The following is a 16,105-nucleotide window of genomic DNA, read 5'->3' as shown; positions in this document are numbered from 1 at the left end:
GGGCGCCACCAGCGGCCCGGCAAAGCCGGTTCCGCGGTGGCACTGGACTGGGCCGCGCCGCCGCTGGCGGTGAGCGCCATGGAGAGTTGACGCCTTGCCAGGAAAAGTTTGGCTCGAGTCGCAGGGTCCGGTTGCCCGGGTGCGGCTGTCGCACCCGGGCAAGCTCAACGCCATGTCGCGCGCGATGTGGCGCGAGCTGCGCGCGACCTTCCTGCGCCTGCAGGACGATCCTGCCGTGCGGTGCGTAGTGGTGCAGGGCGAGGGCGGCGCGTTCTGCGCCGGCGGCGACATCTCCGAGTACGCCGATTTCCGCTTCGACGAGGCCTCGCTGCGCGACTTCCACGAGCAGGACGTGTGGGGCGCGCTGCAGGCCATGCTGGACTGCGACGTGCCGCTGCTGGCGGGCATCGCCGGCGCCTGCATGGGCGCCGGCATGGAGATCGCCAGCTGCTGCGACATCCGCATCGCCGCCGACGACGCCAGCTTCGGCGCGCCGATCGCCCGCCTCGGTTTCCCGATGGCCCCGCGCGAAGCCGAACTGGTGGCCCGCGCGGCCGGCGAGGGCACCGCGCGCCAGATGCTGCTGGAGGCGGCGGTGCTCGACGCCGCCGAGATGAAGGCGCGCGGCTTCCTGCAGCACCTGGCGCCGCCCGCGGACCTGCCGGCACGCTGCAATGCGCTGGCCGCCCGCATCGCCTCGCTCGCGCCGCAGGCGGCGCGCCTGAACAAGCGCACCCTGCGTGCCCTGCGCGAAAGGCACGATCCCGAGCGCGCCGGCGCGGCCGCCGCCGAACTCGCGGCGGCCTACCGCTATGCTCCCGCGGCCGAGCACCGTGAAGGGGTGGCGGCTTTCCTCGACAAGCGCAAGCCTCAGTTCTGAATGAGCAACGACAACCTGTTCGCCGCCCTGCGCGCGGCCTTCCCGAAAGACCTGGACACCATCGCCGTCGAGACCGACGACGAACTGGCCTACAGCTGGCGCGACCTGGACCGCGGCACGGCCATGATCGCCAACCTGCTGGCCTCGCTGCAATTGCCCGAGGGCTCGCGCATCGCGGTGCAGGTGGAGAAGTCGGTCGAGGCCATGATGCTGTACCTGGCCACGCTGCGCGCCGGCTACGTGTTCCTGCCGCTCAACACCGCCTACCAGAGCGCCGAGATCGAGTACTTCATCGGCAACGCCGAGCCGGCCGTGGTGGTCTGCACGCCGGAGAACTTCGGCTGGGTCAGCAAGATCGCGTTCAGGGCCGGCACCCGCAACGTGTTCACGCTCGGCGACGACCGCACCGGCACCCTGCTGGACCGCGCCGCCCAGCACGGCGACCGCCACGAGCCCGCCCGCAAGCGCGCCGGCGACCTGGCCGCCATCCTGTACACCAGCGGCACCACCGGCCGCAGCAAGGGCGCCATGCTGACGCACGGCAACCTGCTGTCGAACGCGCAAGTGCTCAAGGACTACTGGGGCTGGGTGCCCGGCGACGTGCTGGTACACGCGCTGCCGATCTTCCACGTGCACGGCCTGTTCGTCGCCATCCACGGCGCGCTGCTCAATGGCAGCCGCATGCTCTGGTTCGGCAGGTTCGACCCGAGGAAGGTGATCGCCGCGCTGCCGCGCGCCACCGTGTTCATGGGCGTGCCGACGCTGTACGTGCGCATGCTGGCCGAGCCGGCGCTGGATCGCCAGGCTGCGCGCAACATGCGCCTGTTCATCTCGGGATCGGCGCCGCTGCTGATCGAGACCTTCAACGACTGGCGCGAGCGCACCGGCCACACCATCCTGGAGCGCTACGGCATGAGCGAGACCATCATGCTGACTTCCAACCCCTACGAGGGCGGCGAGCGGCGCGGCGGCACCGTGGGCTTTCCGCTGCCGGGCGTGGGCCTGCGCGTGGTCGGCGACGACGGGCGCGACGTGCCCACCGGCGAGATCGGCGGCATCCAGGTGCGCGGGCCCAACGTGTTCGACGGCTACTGGCGCATGCCGGAGAAGACCGCCGAGGAGTTCACCGCCGACGGCTGGTTCAGGACCGGCGACGTCGGCCGCATCGACGAGCGCGGCTACGTCACCATCGTCGGCCGCAGCAAGGACCTGATCATCAGCGGCGGCTACAACGTCTATCCGGCCGAGATCGAGGGCTTCATCAACGAACTGCCCGGCGTGGCCGAGAGCGCGGTTGTGGGCGTGCCGCACCCGGACTTCGGCGAGGTAGGCGTGGCGGTGGTGATCCCGAAGGCGGGCGCGCAACTGGACCCGGACGCCATCGTCGCCACGCTCAAGGCGCAGCTGGCCAACTTCAAGATCCCCAAGCGCTGCTTCGCGGTGGGCGAGCTGCCGCGCAACACCATGGGCAAGGTGCAGAAGAACCTGCTGCGCGAGCAGTACAAAAGCCTGTTCGCGTAGGCGCCGCCCGGGCGGCGCTCAAGCCCGTTCAATTTCCGTTCGCGTGGCCGCTGGCGGCGGCCCGGAACCAAAGCGCCCCAGCCCGATCTCCACCAGTTCGCCTGCGCGGCGCAACAGCCAGAGCGCTTCCAGGCCCCGGCGCCGGGCGAGGGCCAGCCCCTCGCCCGGCCCGGCCACCAGCAGGGCCGTGGCCCAGGCATCGGCATCCATGCAGGTGGCGGCCAGCACGGTGACCGAGGCCACGCCGTTGTGCACGGGCGCGGCCTGGCGGCCGTCCATGGTGTGCGCCACGCGCGCCTGGCCAACCTGCACGAAGCGGCGGTAGTCGCCCGAAGTCGCCACGGCCAGGTCCTCCATCTCGATCACGCCGTGCACCGCCCGACGCCCGGCCTGGGGGCTCTCCAGCGCCACCGGCCAGGGCCGGCCGTCCGCCTGGCTGCCCAGGGCGCGCAGTTCGCCGTCGAGTGCCGCCAGCGCGTGCGCCACGCCGTGGCGCCGCAGCACGTCCACCATGCGATCCACGGCGTAGCCCTTGGCAATGCCGCACAGGTCGAGCTGCACCGGCGCGCGCTTGCGTGCGCGGCCTAGGCCCAGGTCCAGCTCGAGTCGCTGGTGCGCAGGGCTGCGGGCCTGGTCGCGAGCGGCGCGGATCGCTGCAGCATCGGGTGCATCGCGCACCGGTCCGAAACCCCAGGCCTCCACGAGATCGCCCACCGCGGGATCGAAGGCGCCGGCGCTCAGGCGGTTGATCTCCAGCGCGCAGGCCAGCACCTGCAGCGTGGGCGCCGGCAGGTCGAGCCAGGCATCCACGTCGGCGCGGTTCAGTCGCATGAGGTCGCTGTCGGGCTTCCAGGGCGACATCTGCGCATCCACCTGCTCCACGGTGGCCCGCAGGGCTTCGCACAGCCGTTCGCGGTCCAGTTCGGGCGCGGCATCGCAGGTGACCGACCAGCGTGTGCCCATGGTCGGTCCGTGCAAGCGCAGGCGCAGGGTCGGCCCTTCAGAACAGGTCTTCGGCATAGCGCCCCTTCGCCTTGAGCTGCTGCACGCTGGACTGCAGCGGCCCCAGGATCTCGTCCAGTGCTTGCGCCACCCCCTGCGCCATCGGCCGACTGCCGCACACGCGCACGATCGCGCCGCCCGCCAGCAGTTTGCGCAGGCCCGGGGCGTCGCGGCGCAGGGCGTCCTGCACGTAGCCGCCGCCTTCGGGCACGCGCGAGAAGGCGGTTCGCACGCTGGCCAGGCGCTGCTCGCCGAGCCAGCGCTGGATGTCGGTCTCGAAATAGAAGTCCAGCGCCGGGTCGCGGCCACCGTAGTACAGGTGCATGGGGGTGCGCCTGTCATTGCGGCGGATGAAACCGGCCAGTGGCGCCACCCCCGTGCCCGCGCCGACAAGGACCACCGGCCGCGCTGCGCCGTGCAAGGCGAAGCCGGGGTTGGCCCGGATGAAGGCCTGGACCGTGTCGCCCGGCTGCAGGCCATGGAGGTGGGTGGAGCACAGGCCGCCGGGCAGGCGGCGCACGCAGATCTCCAGGAATCCGTCCTGGCTGCCCGAGGCCAGGGAGTAGAAGCGCGGCACGGTGGAGCCCGGCGGCACGATGCCGACGAGGTCGCCAGCGGCAAAGTGCGCCAGGCCGCGTCCGCGCAGGCGGTCCCACCAGCCCGGCCGCGTCCAGTGGAAACGAAGGATGGCCGCCGGCCGGTCGGACTGGCCCGGGTAGTCCTGGCGCGAGATCAACGTGAGCGCGGTGGTGGGCGGCAGGCGCGGCACGTGGTCCAGCACCAGCGGCTCGCCCAGCGCCTGCGCCAATGCCTCGCCCCAGAGGGCGAACTGCTGGCTCGATTGCTGGTGGATGCATTCGAGCGGCAGCAGGATCGGCCAGCCCTTGTCGCGCAGGGTCTGCTCGACGGCCCGGGCGAAACCGCAGAACGCGGGGTACTGCCGGTCGCCGAAGCCCAGCACGGCCACGGGCACCGCGTGCGTCTCGCGGGCGATGTGCTCCAGGGCAGGGCGGGCGTGCGTCGGGGCCTGCCCTTCGCCATGGGTGGCGGCCAGCACGAGCACCTGGCGTGTCGCGGCCGCGGTCTGGAAGTGCTCCAGCCCGCTGGTGTGCACCCGATGCCCGCATCGGACCAGCGCATCGTGCAGCGTCTGGGCGAAGCCCCAGGTGCTGCCGCCTTCGCTGGCGACGAACACCAGCACGTCCGCCTGCGCCAGCGGGCTGTTGTCGGCGATGCGGATGGCCTCGCGGCGCACCTGCCACCAGATCAGCAGCCCGGTGATCCAGAACAGCAGCACGCTCGCGCCGACCACTGCGAGGACCACGGCCCAGGGCCAGGCGCTCTCGCCGGTGTGCAGCACCACCGCCCAGTCGTGCACGCGCCGGGCCGGCGTGGCGTCCTGCCAGGCCAGGACCTGGCCGCTGTAACGGTCGATCCAGCCCTGGCCATCCCGGGTCGTCACCGTCCAGACGTCCTCCGGATCGGTGGCAGCGGGAACATTCAGCTTGAGCAGGTTCCGCACGGGCACGTCCTGCAGCAGGGGCAATCGCGGTCCGGGCAGGCCGGGCCGGCCGGTGGCCATGGACACCACGTCCGGCTCGGGTCCGGCCTCCAGCGGCACCAGCCCCAGCGTCGTCGCGCTCATGTAGAGCCCGGTGAAGGAGGTCAGGCACAGCACCGGCAGCACCACCCGTCCGGCCAGCACGTGCAGGCGCTGCGCCAGCGAACCGCGCACCCGGCCGGCCAGTTGCCGCCAGCCGCCCATGCGCCGCAGCATCAGCACCAGGCCCGAGATCGAGATCAGCGCCATGGCCAGCGCAGTGCCGGCGGCACCCCAGCGCCCGGCATCGCCCAGCAGCAGCGAGCGGTGCAGGTTCTTCACCCAGCGCGGCAATTGCGAAGGCCGGTAGGCGGCAAGGGCGCGGCCGTCGCGCGGATCCACGTAGAACGCCTGGGCCTGCTCGCCGTCGAAGCCGAAGGCGACGACGGCACCGGAGGGCAGGCGCCGGATCTCCTCCAGGCCGGGCATGGCGCCCTGCACCCGCTGCACCAGGGCGGCGGTGGACAGGTCGGGCGCATCCGCGGGTGCCTGCCAGGCCTGCTGCACCGGGTCGATGGCCAGCAGGGCGCCGGTCAGGCCCAGCAGCACCGCGATGCTGCCGGCAACCAGCCCCAGCCAGCGATGGATCGCCTTCCAGCCCATGCGCATGCCTTACTGGAACTGGTAGGTGAGGGACTGGATGTACTGCTTGCCTGCCTGCGGCTTGCCGGCGTTCTGGCTGGTCAGCGGCACCCGGATCTCGGACGGGCTGTCCCGCATGTCTTCCGCGGCGGCGTCGACGCGGATTTCGTAGCCTGCGTCGATCAGGGCGTCCGCCAGGTCGGCCGTCACCTTGAGCGAGCGCCCGGCGCCCACGCTGGCACCGGTCACGCCGGCCAGGCGCTTGGCGTCGGCGGCGGACAGCCGATTCCAGTCGGCCAGGTGCTTGTAGTACTTGGCCTTGCCCCCGGCCACCCACAGCGTGCGGACGTAGGTCCCCTTGGCATCGGTGAGGTACATGGCCAGGTAGGCGCCATCGCCGCCATAGTTCTTGAGCTGCGTGGTCACGGTGACCGGACGGCTCTGCGCCAGTGCAGGCAGGGCGAGCGCGCAGGCGGCCGCCACTGTGGTCAGGACGGGCTTGGACATGGTCTTTCTCCTTTTCAACGATCGACGGGATTGCGCGGGGCCGTGCCTGGCGTGGTCAGGGGCGGTGCGCCGGTGTCATCGGCGCGCGAGGGTCCCGGATGCGCCGCGGCAGGGTCGCGGCCAAGGTCGTGCTCACGCTCGCGGGTGCGCTCGCGAGCGCGGTCCTTGTGCTTGATCTTCACGATCGCCAGGGTCTGGGGATCGACCCTGGCCTTGAAGGTGCGGCCCTGCGAATCGGTGCCGCGGATCTCGTAGCAGCCGTCGTCGATCTTGAGGCGCTGCACCTGCCAGCCCTGGGCGGCGGCCATCTGGCGCACGGCTTCGCGCGATTGCCACTGCTGCACCGGGGCATCGCAATCGTCGGCCAGGGTGGGCCAGGCGGCCAGTCCGAGGGACAGGGCCAGCAGGCTGCAGCGCAGGAGGGGAAAAGGCTTCATGGCAGTGCTCCTCTTCAACGGGGGTCAGCGCATGGCAGGGGGTCGCTCCGATCGACGTCCGGGCCGATGGCCCTCGTCACTGGCGCTGATTCTGGGAAATGCGGCATGAATGCAGGCTGAAGCGCGCTTTCATCTGCCGTTCAGCCGGAACCCAACTTAGCCCCGCGTGGCGGCGACAGGCTTGATCTTCCGCACGGCGTGCGCACTCATTACCTGCTTTGACGCTAATTGCATTGAGGCGTAATATTTGGCGCCATGTCCCCCGGCGCGCGCCACCTCATCCTCAACCTGCTGCTCGGCGCCGGCGGCGCGCCGCTGAGCGCTCGGCAGGCGGTGGCGTCGTGCGCCCTGTTCGGCATCCGGGAAAACAGCGCGCGGGTTGCGCTGGCGCGGCTGGCGTCGGCCGGGCTGATCGTGGCGTCGGGCCGCGGCAGCTACGCGCTGGGTCCGCAGGCCGAAGCGCTGGCCGCCGACGTCGCGCAGTGGCGCAGCGCCGAGCAGCGGGTGGGCGACTGGCAGGGCGGCTGGATCGCCGTCCATGTCGCCGGCCTCGGCCGCAGCGACCGGACGGCCTTGCGGGCGCGCGAGCGCGCACTGGGCATGCTCGGGCTGGCCGAGCTCGAGCGGGGCCTGTACCTGCGACCCGACAACCTGGGGCAGGGCGCGGCCGGGGTGCGCGAACGCCTGGACAAGCTGGGGCTGGGCCCCGACATCGCGGTCTTCGCCGCCCGCGACTTCGACGCCGGCCGCGAACGCCAGGCGCGGCGACTCTGGGACGGTGCCGCGCTCAACCGTCGCTACCGCAAGATGGGCCAGCGGCTGGCCGCCTGGCTGGACCGCTCGCGCGGCCTGGAGCCCGAAGCCGCCGCGCGCGAGGCCTTCCTGCTGGGCCATGAAGCGATCCGCGAACTGGTGTTCGACCCGCTGCTGCCCGACCCGCTGGTGGACGTGCAGGCGCGCCGCGCCTATACCGACACCGTGCTGGCCTTCGACGCCGCCGGCCAGGCCCTGTGGCAACGATTCCTGGCGACCGCCTGAGCGCGGCCGCACCTCCACCCCCTCACCAGGAGACCTCCATGAACGCCCCCGAATCCCTGATCCAAGGCGCCGCCTGGCTCGCCGAGACGCACGAGGTGGTCAACGTGTCGCGCGAACTCGCCGATTACGACATGTACAGCCAGGACCGGGCGCTGACCGAGGCGGTGCGGCGCGAGGGTGCGGCCTGGGCCGAGCAGGATCTCGCCGCGTTCGGCCGGCTGACCGGCTCCGCCGACTACCTGGACCTGGGCGCGCAGGCCAACCGCTACGGCCCCGAGCTGGACACGCACGACCGCTTCGGCAACCGGGTCGACCTGGTGCGCTTCCATCCGGCGTACCACACCTTCATGAAGACGGCGATCGAGCACGGGCTGCATTCGTCGCCCTGGGCCGATCCCAAGCCCGGCGCGCACGTGGCGCGGGCCGCCCACGTCTACCTGCACACCCAGGTCGAGGCCGGGCACGGCTGTCCGATCGCCATGACCTTCGCGGCCGTGCCCTCGCTGCGCAGCACGCCGGCGCTGGCGGCCCTGTGGGAGCCGAAGATCACCGCGCGCCACTACGACCCGCGCAACGTGCCCGACAGCCAGAAGGCGGGGCTCACCATCGGCATGGCGATGACCGAGAAGCAGGGTGGCTCAGACGTGCGCGCCAACACCACGCGCGCCTACCCGGTCGGCGCCGGTGGCGAGGGCCAGGCCTACGAACTCGTTGGCCACAAGTACTTCGTCTCGGCCCCGATGTGCGACGCCTTCCTGGTGCTGGCGCAGGCGCCCGGGGGCCTGTCCTGCTTCCTGGTGCCGCGCTGGCGGCCCGACGGCAGCAAGAACCCGCTGCAGGTGCTGCGCCTCAAGCGCAAGATGGGCAACGTGTCCAACGCTTCCAGCGAGACCGAGCTGCGCGGGGCGCTGGGCTGGATGGTGGGGGAGGAGGGCCGCGGCGCGCGCACCATCATCGAGATGGTGGCCATGACCCGCTTCGAGTGCATGGTCGGCTCCTCGGCCGGCCAGCGCGCCGCCGTGGCGCAGGCCCTGCACCATTGCAGCGTGCGCTCGGCCTTCGGCCGCGTGCTGAACCAGCAGCCGCTGATGCGCAACGTGCTGGCCGACCTGGCGCTGGAGCAGGAAGGCTCGCTGGCGCTGACCATGCGCATCGGCCGCGCGCTGGACCACCGCGACGATCCGCACGAGGACCTGCTGGTGCGCCTGTGCACCGCCGTCGGCAAGTACTGGATCTGCAAGCGCACGCCCCACCTGGTCTACGAGGCGATGGAGTGCATCGGCGGCAGCGGCGTGATGGAGGACAGCCCGTTCCCGCGGCTGTTCCGCGAATCGCCGGTGAACGCGATCTGGGAGGGCAGCGGCAACATCCAGTGCCTGGATGTGCTGCGCGCGATGCAGAAGTCGCCGGCGGTGGTCGACGCGTACTTCGCCGAGGTCGGAAAGGCCCGCGGCGCCAACGCCGCGCTGGACCGCTGGGTCGGCGGCCTCCAGGCCCTGCTCAAGGACCCGGCCGACGCCGAGTACCGGGCGCGCGACCTGGTCGATCGCATGGCGCTGGGCATCCAGGCGGCGCTGCTGGTGCAGCACGCGCCGGCGGCCGTGGCCGATGGCTTCTGCGCCTCGCGCCTGGCCGACGGCGGCCATCGCAACTACGGCACCCTGCCGCGGGGGGTGGACGTGGGCGCGCTGATCGAACGGGCGACGCCGCGCGTGGCTGCGGCAGGCTGACGGGGGCGCCGCTACACCGAAGGCACGATGGGCTGGATGCCGTCCATTGTTTCCAGCTGGCGCAGCATCCGCCAGGTCGCGGCGGAGACGAACTGCTCGGTCTGTTCGGCCGGGTGTACCAGCCGGCCTTCGTCGCGGGTCGCGTACCAGCCGGCGGCGAACAGGCCGCGCGCTTCGCGATCCGGTTCGATCGGGATCGGCTCTGCGCCGGGATCGGGGTGCCGCAGTGATTCCATGCGCGCAACATAGCGGCGGCCTCGCGGCCTGCTGCCAGCTTTCCGGCACAAGCGCTGTCGGCGGGGTCCCACACCTGCATCTCGCGCGCCAGGACCGGAAACGAAAAGGGGCGGGTCTCGCCCCGCCCCTCGATCGCCGGCTGCCTTACAGCCGCGCCTTCATGGTCGAACCCCAGGTGTTGCCGCCGTCCAGGTTGTGCTGGGCGCTCCAGCAGAACATGCCGCGGATCTCGGGGTGGGCCGCCTTGACCGCATCCCATTCGCGGATGCAGTCGTCCAGCGAAGGACCCTGCGGGTAGTTGGCCGACAGGCCCAGCATCACGCGCGAGGCGCCCAGGTCGTTGACCCAGTCGCGGGTGCGGTTGCGGATGAAGCCGACGTCGTTGAAGCCGGACCAGTCGTAGTACTGCGGGCCGGCCCAGGTCAGCACGCCGGCGTCGGCCATGGCCTTGAGCATGGCCCGGTCCTCCGGCGAGTTGGGCTGCGGCGGCGCCGTGATGGCGAAGTCGCTGCCGTACAGGCCCTTGAGCTGCTCGGCGATCCAGATCATCTCGGCCTGCGAGGATCCGATATTGGCCTCGAAGTTGTTGAAGTCGCAGCCGTCCACGCCGCCCATGCGGTCGTACATCTCGCGGAACGAGGCGATGAAGTTGCCGCTCTTGGCGCGGCTGTCGAAGTTGAAGCCGGCCTGGGCGCCACCCATGGTGAAGATCACGCGCTGGCCACGGCCCCGGCATTGCTGCACGTCGGACGGCAGCACGTCGCCCCAGTGCTCGAAGGCGAACGAGCCGTTGCCCACGTTGTTCCAGTTGCCGTTGACCGGCTGGCCGTTGGGCTTGGCATGGAACAGGTAGATGGCGTTGAAGTCGGCCGGCACGTCGGTGATCCGGTAGCGGCCCGCATCCCAGGCGGTGTAGTAGCAGGCCAGCACGCGCTCGGGCAGGCCGCCGGCCGCGCCGGCGCTCGCCGCAGCGGATCCGGGATTGGCCACCAGCACGCCGGTGGGCAGGTCGACCGGTGCCACGGCCGAGCCGCCGCCGCCACCGCCGCCGCAACCCATGAGTCCGAGGGCGGATGCAGCAGTGCCGGAGAGGAAGAGTCGTCTTTTCATGTTCAGCTTTCCGTTGGAGGTGGTCATGGGGCCGCGCGGGCGGCCTTGCGAAGACCTGTTGGCAGATGAGCTGAGCGCCGACTGGTCGTTGCCGGACCCGCAGCGTGGCGGGGGTCGTCTCAGCGAGAAGCCGGGACTGTAGTCAGCACCGTCCTACAACCGTGTAGGCGAGCGACTACAGACGTAACGGAACATGAGCTTGGGGTTTTCGTGATGGCCGTCACGAAAAGGGTCTTGCCGGGCACGGATCGAGGCGCCGTGAAGCGACCCCGATGCGCCGGATCGCCAAGGAAACGCCGAGAAGGCGTCCTACAGGTTTGTAGGACGGCCCTGTTGTGCAGCCGCACGCTCCAGCTCTGCCGTGGCGTCCGGCTCAGGCCAAACGGTTACGTATTGGGCCGCCGCGCAGCTTCCGGATGTGCTTGGAAAGCTCAGCCGTGGCGGCACAAACGGCCAAAAAAAAGCCGCCCGGGGGCGGCTTGTGCAGGGCGCGGAGTTGTCAGCCAGCGTCGGCTGGCGCCGAGGCAATCTGGCGCAGCGCCTGCTCGAACACTTCGGGCGGCTGGCCGCCCTGGATCAGGTGGCGGTCGTTGACGATCACCGAAGGCACGGCGCGGATGCCCTGCTGGGCATAGAACTGCTGCTGCTCGCGCACGTCGCGGGTGAACTCGTCGCTGTCCAGGATGGCCTGCGCACGCGAGCCGTCCAGGCCGGCGGCGGCCACCGCGTCCAGCAGCACCTGCCGGTCCGACACGTTGCGCGCTTCGCCGAAGTAGGCCTGCAGCAGCGCCTTCTTCAGCTTGAGCTGGGCGCCGCCCGATTGCTGGCCGGCCCAGTGCAGCAGGCGGTGCGCATCGAAGGTGTTCCAGACCCGGCCGCGCCCACCCTGGCGGAACTCGAAGCCCACCGCCTCGCCCCGCTGGCGCAGCGCCTCCCAGTTGGCGGCCTGCTGCTCGGCGGTGGAGCCGTATTTCTGCGCCAGGTGCTCGACGATGTCCTGGCCTTGCGGGCCCATCTGCGGGTTGAGCTCGAAAGGCTGGAAGTGCAGCTCGGCCGTGACTTCGCCGTCCAGGCGCTCGAGCGCGCGCTCCAGCGAAGACAGGCCGACGGCGCACCAGGGGCAGGCGACGTCGGAGACGAAATCGATCTTGAGGGAGGAGGTCATCGCCGCATGGTAGCGGTCAGCCCCTGACCTTGCTGCCCGCACGCTGCGGCGGCGGCGCTCAGGCGGTCGGCACTTCCGGCTCGGCCGGCTCGACCGGGATGGCGGCGAACGGATCGAGCCCGAGTTCGGCCCAGTCCTCGCCGAACAGCTCGATCGGGTGCTGGGTGCGGTCGGATCCGTTGCCGCAGGCCATGTCGTGCGACGGGCAGTAGCGGTCGCATCCCCAGCAGTTGCGCTCGGGATGGGCGGGACGGACCGGAAACTTCTTGCTTGTCATGGCGCCGGGGAGTTGCAGGCCATGGTGCGCGCCTGAAAGAAGGAGGGATTTGACTTCCCTCAAGGCCGGCGCGCTAAGCGCCGTACTCGACCTTGCGCACGCCCGGCGCCGGACCGGTGGCCGGCTCGCCGGCGAAGCACTGGGCCACCGCCATCCAGGCGGCCGCGGTGGCGCCGGTCACCTGCAGTTGCGTGTCCTGCACATGCCGGCGCTGGGTGACGACCGCGCAGAAGTCGGCGGCCGGCCCGCGGATGGCATCGCTGCTGCCGGGCTCGCCCCAGCTCCAGCGTCCGCCGCCGGGGCCCTCCAGCTCGACGAAGGGCTGCGGGCCGGGCGGCGGCTGGCCGCGCACTGCGAAGCTCCAGCCAAAGGTGCTGACGCCCAGGTGGGCGATGTGCCGCAGCCGCGCATGGACCGGCCGGCGGCGCCGGACCGCATCCCACACGTCCTGGCCGTGGGCCCAGCACTCCATCAGGCGCGCGGTGGCGAAGGAGCGCGCGCTCATCGACGGGCCGTACCAGGGCAGGCGGTCCTTGGGATCGAGCACCGACAGCCGCTGCACCAGCTCGCGGTACAGCGGCCGCCACTGGCGCACGAGCGCCGCTCCGTCGAGGGGGCGGTACAGCTCGCGGCACATCAGGCTCATGTGTTCGCCGCGCGCCATGCGCGCCATCAGGTCGCGCGCATGAACGGCAAAGGCCTGTGGTTCGGTCAGGGCCTGCAGCGAGGCCTGGTCGAAGTACATCAGGTGGGCGATCTCGTCCCACGGCGTCCAGTGGAAGAAGCCGGTCGGCAGTTCCCACTGCGGCGGCGTGAAGCCCTCGACCAGCCCGCCCAGTTCGTCGTATTCGGCCAGCAGGTCGCGGCCCAGTTCCTGCATCGTCATGCGGGGCTCCCGTTGGCGGCAGCCGGCGCGACCTGCGCCAGCAGATGGCCGGCCGGCACCTGTTCGCCGACGGCGGCCAGCACGGCCTCGACCGTGCCGTCGACCGGCGCCGCGTGCACATGCTCCATCTTCATCGCTTCCAGCGCCAGCAGCGGCTGGCCGGCCTGCACCGCCTGGCCGGGCTCGACCAGCACGGCGACCACGCGGCCGTTCATGCTGGCGCGCACGCGCCCGTCCGAGGCCGCGCCGGCGCCACGCCGCAGCGGCTGGCGCGTGCGGTCGACCGCATGCAGCGGCTGGCCGGCGAACAGGAACCACAGGCCGTCGCCCTGGCGGACGAACGGCATCTGCGCCTGCACGCCATCGACGAGGACGTGCGCCTGCCCGACGTCCAGCGCCGCCACCTGCAGGGAATGCGCCTCGTCGCCGATCCGCACGGCAAAGCAGCCGGGGGCGGTGCGGGCGACCTGCGCCAGCACCGTTTCGCCGCCGAGATCGAACCGCAGCGGCAGGGCCAGCGCCGGGGCCAGCGGGTGGGCCGGGCGCTGCGGGTCGGCCACCAGCAACCAGGCCGCCACCGCTTTGGCAGCCGGACTTGCGCCGTCGCCCAGCAGCTGCGCTTCATGCTGCGCGATGAACGCCGTCGTGGCCTGCCCGGCGGCAAAGGCCGGGTGCTGCAGGCAGCGCGCCAGCAAGGCCTGGTTGGTCGGCACGCCCAGCGCCACCAATTCATCCAGGCCGCGCAGCAGCCGGCGCCGCGCTTGCTCGCGCGTGGCACCGTGCGCCACCAGCTTGGCGACCATGGAGTCGTACCAGGGCGGGATCGCGCAGCCGGAGGCCAGCGCGTGCTCGACGCGCAGGCCGGCGGGCGGCTGCCAGCGCAGCAGCGTGCCGCTCTGCGGCAGGAAGCCTTGCGCCGGATCCTCCGCGCACAGCCGGACCTCGATCGCATGGCCGTCGAAGCGGATCTGCTCCTGCCGCAGCGGCAGCGGTTCGCCCGCGGCCACCCGCAGCTGCCACTCGACCAGGTCCAGCCCGGTCAGTGCTTCCGTCACCGGGTGCTCGACCTGCAGCCGGGTGTTCATCTCCATGAACCAGAACCGGCCATCGGCGTCCAGCAGGAACTCCAGCGTGCCGGCGCCTTCGTAGCCGATCGCCCGCATGGCCGCCACGGCCGCCGCGCCCATGCGCTCGCGCAGCGCCGCATCGACGGCGGGCGAGGGCGCTTCCTCCACCAGCTTCTGGTGGCGCCGCTGCACCGAGCAGTCGCGCTCGCCCAGGTGCACGACCTGCCCGTGCCGGTCGGCGAAGACCTGGATCTCGACGTGCCGCGGCGATTCGATCGCCCGCTCCAGCAGCACGGTGCCGTCGCCGAAGGCGTGGCTCGCCTCCGATTGCGCACTGCGCAGCAGGTCCGGGAACTCGCCCGCCGAACGGGCCAGCCGCATGCCGCGCCCGCCGCCGCCCGCGGTGGCCTTGATCATCACCGGCCAGCCGATGCGCTGCGCTTCCTGCAGCAGGCGCTGCTCGTCCTGCGCGCTGCCGTCGTAGCCGGGGATGCAGGGCAGGCCGGCTTCGGCCATGCGGCGCTTGGCGGCGGCCTTGTCGCCCATGGCACGGATCGATTCCGGCGAGGGGCCGATGAACACCAGACCGGCGTCGCGGCAGGCCTGGGCGAAGCCCTCGTTCTCGGCCAGGAAGCCATAGCCGGGATGCACCGCGTCGGCGCCGGCCGCGCGCGCGGCCGCGAGCAGCGCGTCGACGTTGAGGTAGGACTGCGCGGGTGCCGGCTCGCCGATGCACACCGCCTGGTCGGCGGCGGCGACGTGCGGCGAGTCCGCATCGGCGCTCGAGTACACCCCCACGGTGCGGTAACCGAGCCGGTGCGCCGTGCGCATGATGCGCAGGGCGATCTCGCCGCGGTTGGCAACGAGGATCTTGTGGAAGGGCGTTGCCGTCGTCATGCGTTCAGTCGCGCTTGGGGAAGGTGCCCATGAACTTGGACAGGATCTGCAGCATCACCTCGTCGGCGCCGGCGCCGATCGACACCAGCCGAAGGTCGCGGAACAGGCGCGAGATCGGCGCTTCGTCCGTGAAGCCCATGCCGCCCCAGAACTGCAGGCAGGTGTCGGCCACTTCGCGCACCACGCGACCCGCCTTGAGCTTGGCCATGGTGGCCAGCCGCGTGGCGTCTTCGCCGCGCACCAGCATCTCGACGCCCGACCAGGCCAGCGCGTGCAGGGCTTCCACTTCGGTCTGCAGTTCGGCCAGCTTGAAGTGCACCCACTGGTTGTCCAGCACGGGGCGACCGAACACCTGGCGCTCGGCGGTGTAGGCGATGGTCTCGCGGATCGCCCGGCGGGCGCCGCCGCAGGCATTGAGCGCACTCCACAGCCGCTCGTGCTGGAACTGCTCCATCTGGTACATGAAGCCCATGCCTTCCTCGCCGATGCGCAAATGCTGCGGCACGCGCACGTCGTCGAAGTGCAGTTGCGCGGTGTCCGACGCGTGCATGCCCATCTTGCGGATCTTCTTCGCCACCGTGATGCCGGGCGTGTTCATCGGCACGACGATCAGCGACTTGTTGCGGTGCGCGGCGCCGTCGGAGGTGTTGGCCAGCAGGCAGCAAAAATCGGCCTGGGTGCCGCTGGTGGTCCACATCTTGCCGCCGTTGATCACGTAGTCGCCGCCGTCCTTGCGCGCCGTGGTCCGGATCGAGGCGACGTCCGAGCCGCTGCCGACTTCGGACACGCCCAGGCAGCCGACCTGTTCGCCGGCCACGGCCGGCGTGAGGAACTCGGCGCGCAGTTCCGCGCTGCCGTGGCGCGCCAGCGCCGGCGTGCACATGTCGGTCTGCACGCCGATCGCCATCGGCACGCCGCCGCAGTGAATCTCGGCCAGCGTCTCGGCCAGCACCGCGGCATACGACCAGTCGAGCGCCGCGCCGCCGTTCTCCTGCGGCTTGGTCAGGCCCAGCAGGCCCAGTTCACCCATCTGCCGGAACACCTGGTGCGCCGGAAACGTCTCCTCGCGCTCCCACTGGTCGACGTGGGGATTGACCTGTTCGGTGATCCAGCGCTGGATGGTGGCGCGCAGTTGCTCGTGTTCGTGGGTCAGTTGCATGGGGGTCTCC

General features: G+C 71.4%; 15 protein-coding genes. 4 read left to right on the top strand and 11 right to left on the bottom strand.

Translation table 11 applies throughout. The features are described 5' to 3' along the window. Positions 1 to 94: 94 nt before the first annotated feature. Positions 95 to 880, top strand: coding sequence for an enoyl-CoA hydratase/isomerase family protein (locus PE066_RS02125; protein WP_271234914.1), 786 nt, complete (start codon positions 95 to 97; stop codon positions 878 to 880). Next, positions 881 to 2,401 carry a malonate--CoA ligase gene (locus PE066_RS02120; RefSeq protein ID WP_271234913.1) on the top strand — a complete coding sequence of 507 codons (1,521 nt, stop codon included), beginning with the start codon at positions 881 to 883 and terminating at the stop codon, positions 2,399 to 2,401. An 18-nt stretch (positions 2,402 to 2,419) separates the two neighbouring features. On the opposite strand, the gene PE066_RS02115 is transcribed toward PE066_RS02120, so the two are convergent. The 4 genes from PE066_RS02115 to PE066_RS02100 are packed head-to-tail and all read right to left on the bottom strand — an operon-like array spanning position 2,420 to position 6,529. Further along, on the bottom strand, positions 2,420 to 3,421 hold the full coding sequence (locus PE066_RS02115) for an FAD:protein FMN transferase (protein ID WP_271234912.1): 1,002 nt from the start codon (positions 3,419 to 3,421) through the stop codon (positions 2,420 to 2,422). Continuing rightward, entirely contained in the window at positions 3,402 to 5,606 is a 2,205-nt protein-coding gene (locus PE066_RS02110) for a PepSY domain-containing protein (RefSeq protein WP_271236488.1), read from the bottom strand. Before PE066_RS02110 ends, PE066_RS02115 begins: the two co-directional genes overlap by 20 nt. Positions 5,607 to 5,615: 9 nt before the next feature. After that, positions 5,616 to 6,092, bottom strand: a complete 477-nt coding sequence (locus PE066_RS02105; RefSeq protein WP_271234911.1) for a DUF2271 domain-containing protein — start codon at positions 6,090 to 6,092, stop codon at positions 5,616 to 5,618. 14 nt (positions 6,093 to 6,106) lie between these two features. Then, positions 6,107 to 6,529, bottom strand: coding sequence for a PepSY domain-containing protein (locus PE066_RS02100; protein ID WP_271234910.1), 423 nt, complete (start codon positions 6,527 to 6,529; stop codon positions 6,107 to 6,109). 255 nt (positions 6,530 to 6,784) lie between these two features. Here PE066_RS02100 and PE066_RS02095 point away from each other — a divergent pair, with 255 nt between their 5' ends. Beyond that, positions 6,785 to 7,567, top strand: a complete 783-nt coding sequence (locus tag PE066_RS02095; RefSeq protein ID WP_271234909.1) for a PaaX family transcriptional regulator C-terminal domain-containing protein — start codon at positions 6,785 to 6,787, stop codon at positions 7,565 to 7,567. Between the two features lie 38 nt (positions 7,568 to 7,605). After that, complete coding sequence (locus PE066_RS02090; RefSeq protein WP_271234908.1) at positions 7,606 to 9,297, top strand: isovaleryl-CoA dehydrogenase; 1,692 nt, start codon at positions 7,606 to 7,608, stop codon at positions 9,295 to 9,297. A gap of 11 nt (positions 9,298 to 9,308) precedes the next feature. Here the strand turns inward: PE066_RS02090 and PE066_RS02085 are convergent, their stop codons facing one another. The 7 genes from PE066_RS02085 to PE066_RS02055 form a co-directional block, all read right to left on the bottom strand. Continuing rightward, complete coding sequence (locus PE066_RS02085; RefSeq protein WP_271234907.1) at positions 9,309 to 9,533, bottom strand: hypothetical protein; 225 nt, start codon at positions 9,531 to 9,533, stop codon at positions 9,309 to 9,311. A gap of 145 nt (positions 9,534 to 9,678) precedes the next feature. Next, positions 9,679 to 10,644: a glycosyl hydrolase family 18 protein gene (locus tag PE066_RS02080; RefSeq protein ID WP_271234906.1), complete on the bottom strand. Its 966-nt coding sequence runs from the start codon at positions 10,642 to 10,644 to the stop codon at positions 9,679 to 9,681. A gap of 499 nt (positions 10,645 to 11,143) precedes the next feature. Beyond that, positions 11,144 to 11,809 carry a DsbA family oxidoreductase gene (locus tag PE066_RS02075; RefSeq protein ID WP_271234905.1) on the bottom strand — a complete coding sequence of 222 codons (666 nt, stop codon included), beginning with the start codon at positions 11,807 to 11,809 and terminating at the stop codon, positions 11,144 to 11,146. A gap of 58 nt (positions 11,810 to 11,867) precedes the next feature. Next, positions 11,868 to 12,086, bottom strand: coding sequence for a DUF3079 domain-containing protein (locus tag PE066_RS02070; RefSeq protein ID WP_271234904.1), 219 nt, complete (start codon positions 12,084 to 12,086; stop codon positions 11,868 to 11,870). 73 nt (positions 12,087 to 12,159) lie between these two features. Beyond that, positions 12,160 to 12,972, bottom strand: a complete 813-nt coding sequence (locus tag PE066_RS02065) for a TIGR03084 family metal-binding protein (RefSeq protein WP_271234903.1) — start codon at positions 12,970 to 12,972, stop codon at positions 12,160 to 12,162. After that, a complete protein-coding gene (locus PE066_RS02060; RefSeq protein ID WP_271234902.1) occupies positions 12,969 to 14,936 on the bottom strand; it encodes an acetyl-CoA carboxylase biotin carboxylase subunit in 1,968 nt (655 codons plus the stop codon). Before PE066_RS02060 ends, PE066_RS02065 begins: the two co-directional genes overlap by 4 nt. Positions 14,937 to 14,940: 4 nt before the next feature. Continuing rightward, on the bottom strand, positions 14,941 to 16,095 hold the full coding sequence (locus PE066_RS02055) for an acyl-CoA dehydrogenase family protein (protein WP_271234901.1): 1,155 nt from the start codon (positions 16,093 to 16,095) through the stop codon (positions 14,941 to 14,943). Positions 16,096 to 16,105: the final 10 nt, after the last annotated feature.

This window comes from Ramlibacter tataouinensis, from assembly GCF_027941915.1.
GTDB classification, from domain to species: Bacteria; Pseudomonadota; Gammaproteobacteria; order Burkholderiales; family Burkholderiaceae_C; genus Ramlibacter; species Ramlibacter tataouinensis_C.
This window is presented reverse-complemented; position numbering and strand designations above follow the sequence as displayed.

Excerpts from the sequence above, each read along its gene's own strand:
- PE066_RS02070 (WP_271234904.1), bottom strand. The coding sequence starts at position 12,086 with ATGACAAGCAAGAAGTTTCCGGTCCGTCCCGCCCATCCCGAGCGCAAC.
- PE066_RS02080 (WP_271234906.1), bottom strand. The coding sequence starts at position 10,644 with ATGAAAAGACGACTCTTCCTCTCCGGCACTGCTGCATCCGCCCTCGGA.
- PE066_RS02100 (WP_271234910.1), bottom strand. The coding sequence starts at position 6,529 with ATGAAGCCTTTTCCCCTCCTGCGCTGCAGCCTGCTGGCCCTGTCCCTC.
- PE066_RS02065 (WP_271234903.1), bottom strand. The coding sequence starts at position 12,972 with ATGACGATGCAGGAACTGGGCCGCGACCTGCTGGCCGAATACGACGAA.
- PE066_RS02085 (WP_271234907.1), bottom strand. The coding sequence starts at position 9,533 with ATGGAATCACTGCGGCACCCCGATCCCGGCGCAGAGCCGATCCCGATC.
- PE066_RS02110 (WP_271236488.1), bottom strand. The coding sequence starts at position 5,606 with ATGGGCTGGAAGGCGATCCATCGCTGGCTGGGGCTGGTTGCCGGCAGC.
- PE066_RS02060 (WP_271234902.1), bottom strand. The coding sequence starts at position 14,936 with ATGACGACGGCAACGCCCTTCCACAAGATCCTCGTTGCCAACCGCGGC.
- PE066_RS02095 (WP_271234909.1), top strand. The coding sequence starts at position 6,785 with ATGTCCCCCGGCGCGCGCCACCTCATCCTCAACCTGCTGCTCGGCGCC.
- PE066_RS02115 (WP_271234912.1), bottom strand. The coding sequence starts at position 3,421 with ATGCCGAAGACCTGTTCTGAAGGGCCGACCCTGCGCCTGCGCTTGCAC.
- PE066_RS02120 (WP_271234913.1), top strand. The coding sequence starts at position 881 with ATGAGCAACGACAACCTGTTCGCCGCCCTGCGCGCGGCCTTCCCGAAA.
- PE066_RS02055 (WP_271234901.1), bottom strand. The coding sequence starts at position 16,095 with ATGCAACTGACCCACGAACACGAGCAACTGCGCGCCACCATCCAGCGC.
- PE066_RS02105 (WP_271234911.1), bottom strand. The coding sequence starts at position 6,092 with ATGTCCAAGCCCGTCCTGACCACAGTGGCGGCCGCCTGCGCGCTCGCC.
- PE066_RS02075 (WP_271234905.1), bottom strand. The coding sequence starts at position 11,809 with ATGACCTCCTCCCTCAAGATCGATTTCGTCTCCGACGTCGCCTGCCCC.
- PE066_RS02090 (WP_271234908.1), top strand. The coding sequence starts at position 7,606 with ATGAACGCCCCCGAATCCCTGATCCAAGGCGCCGCCTGGCTCGCCGAG.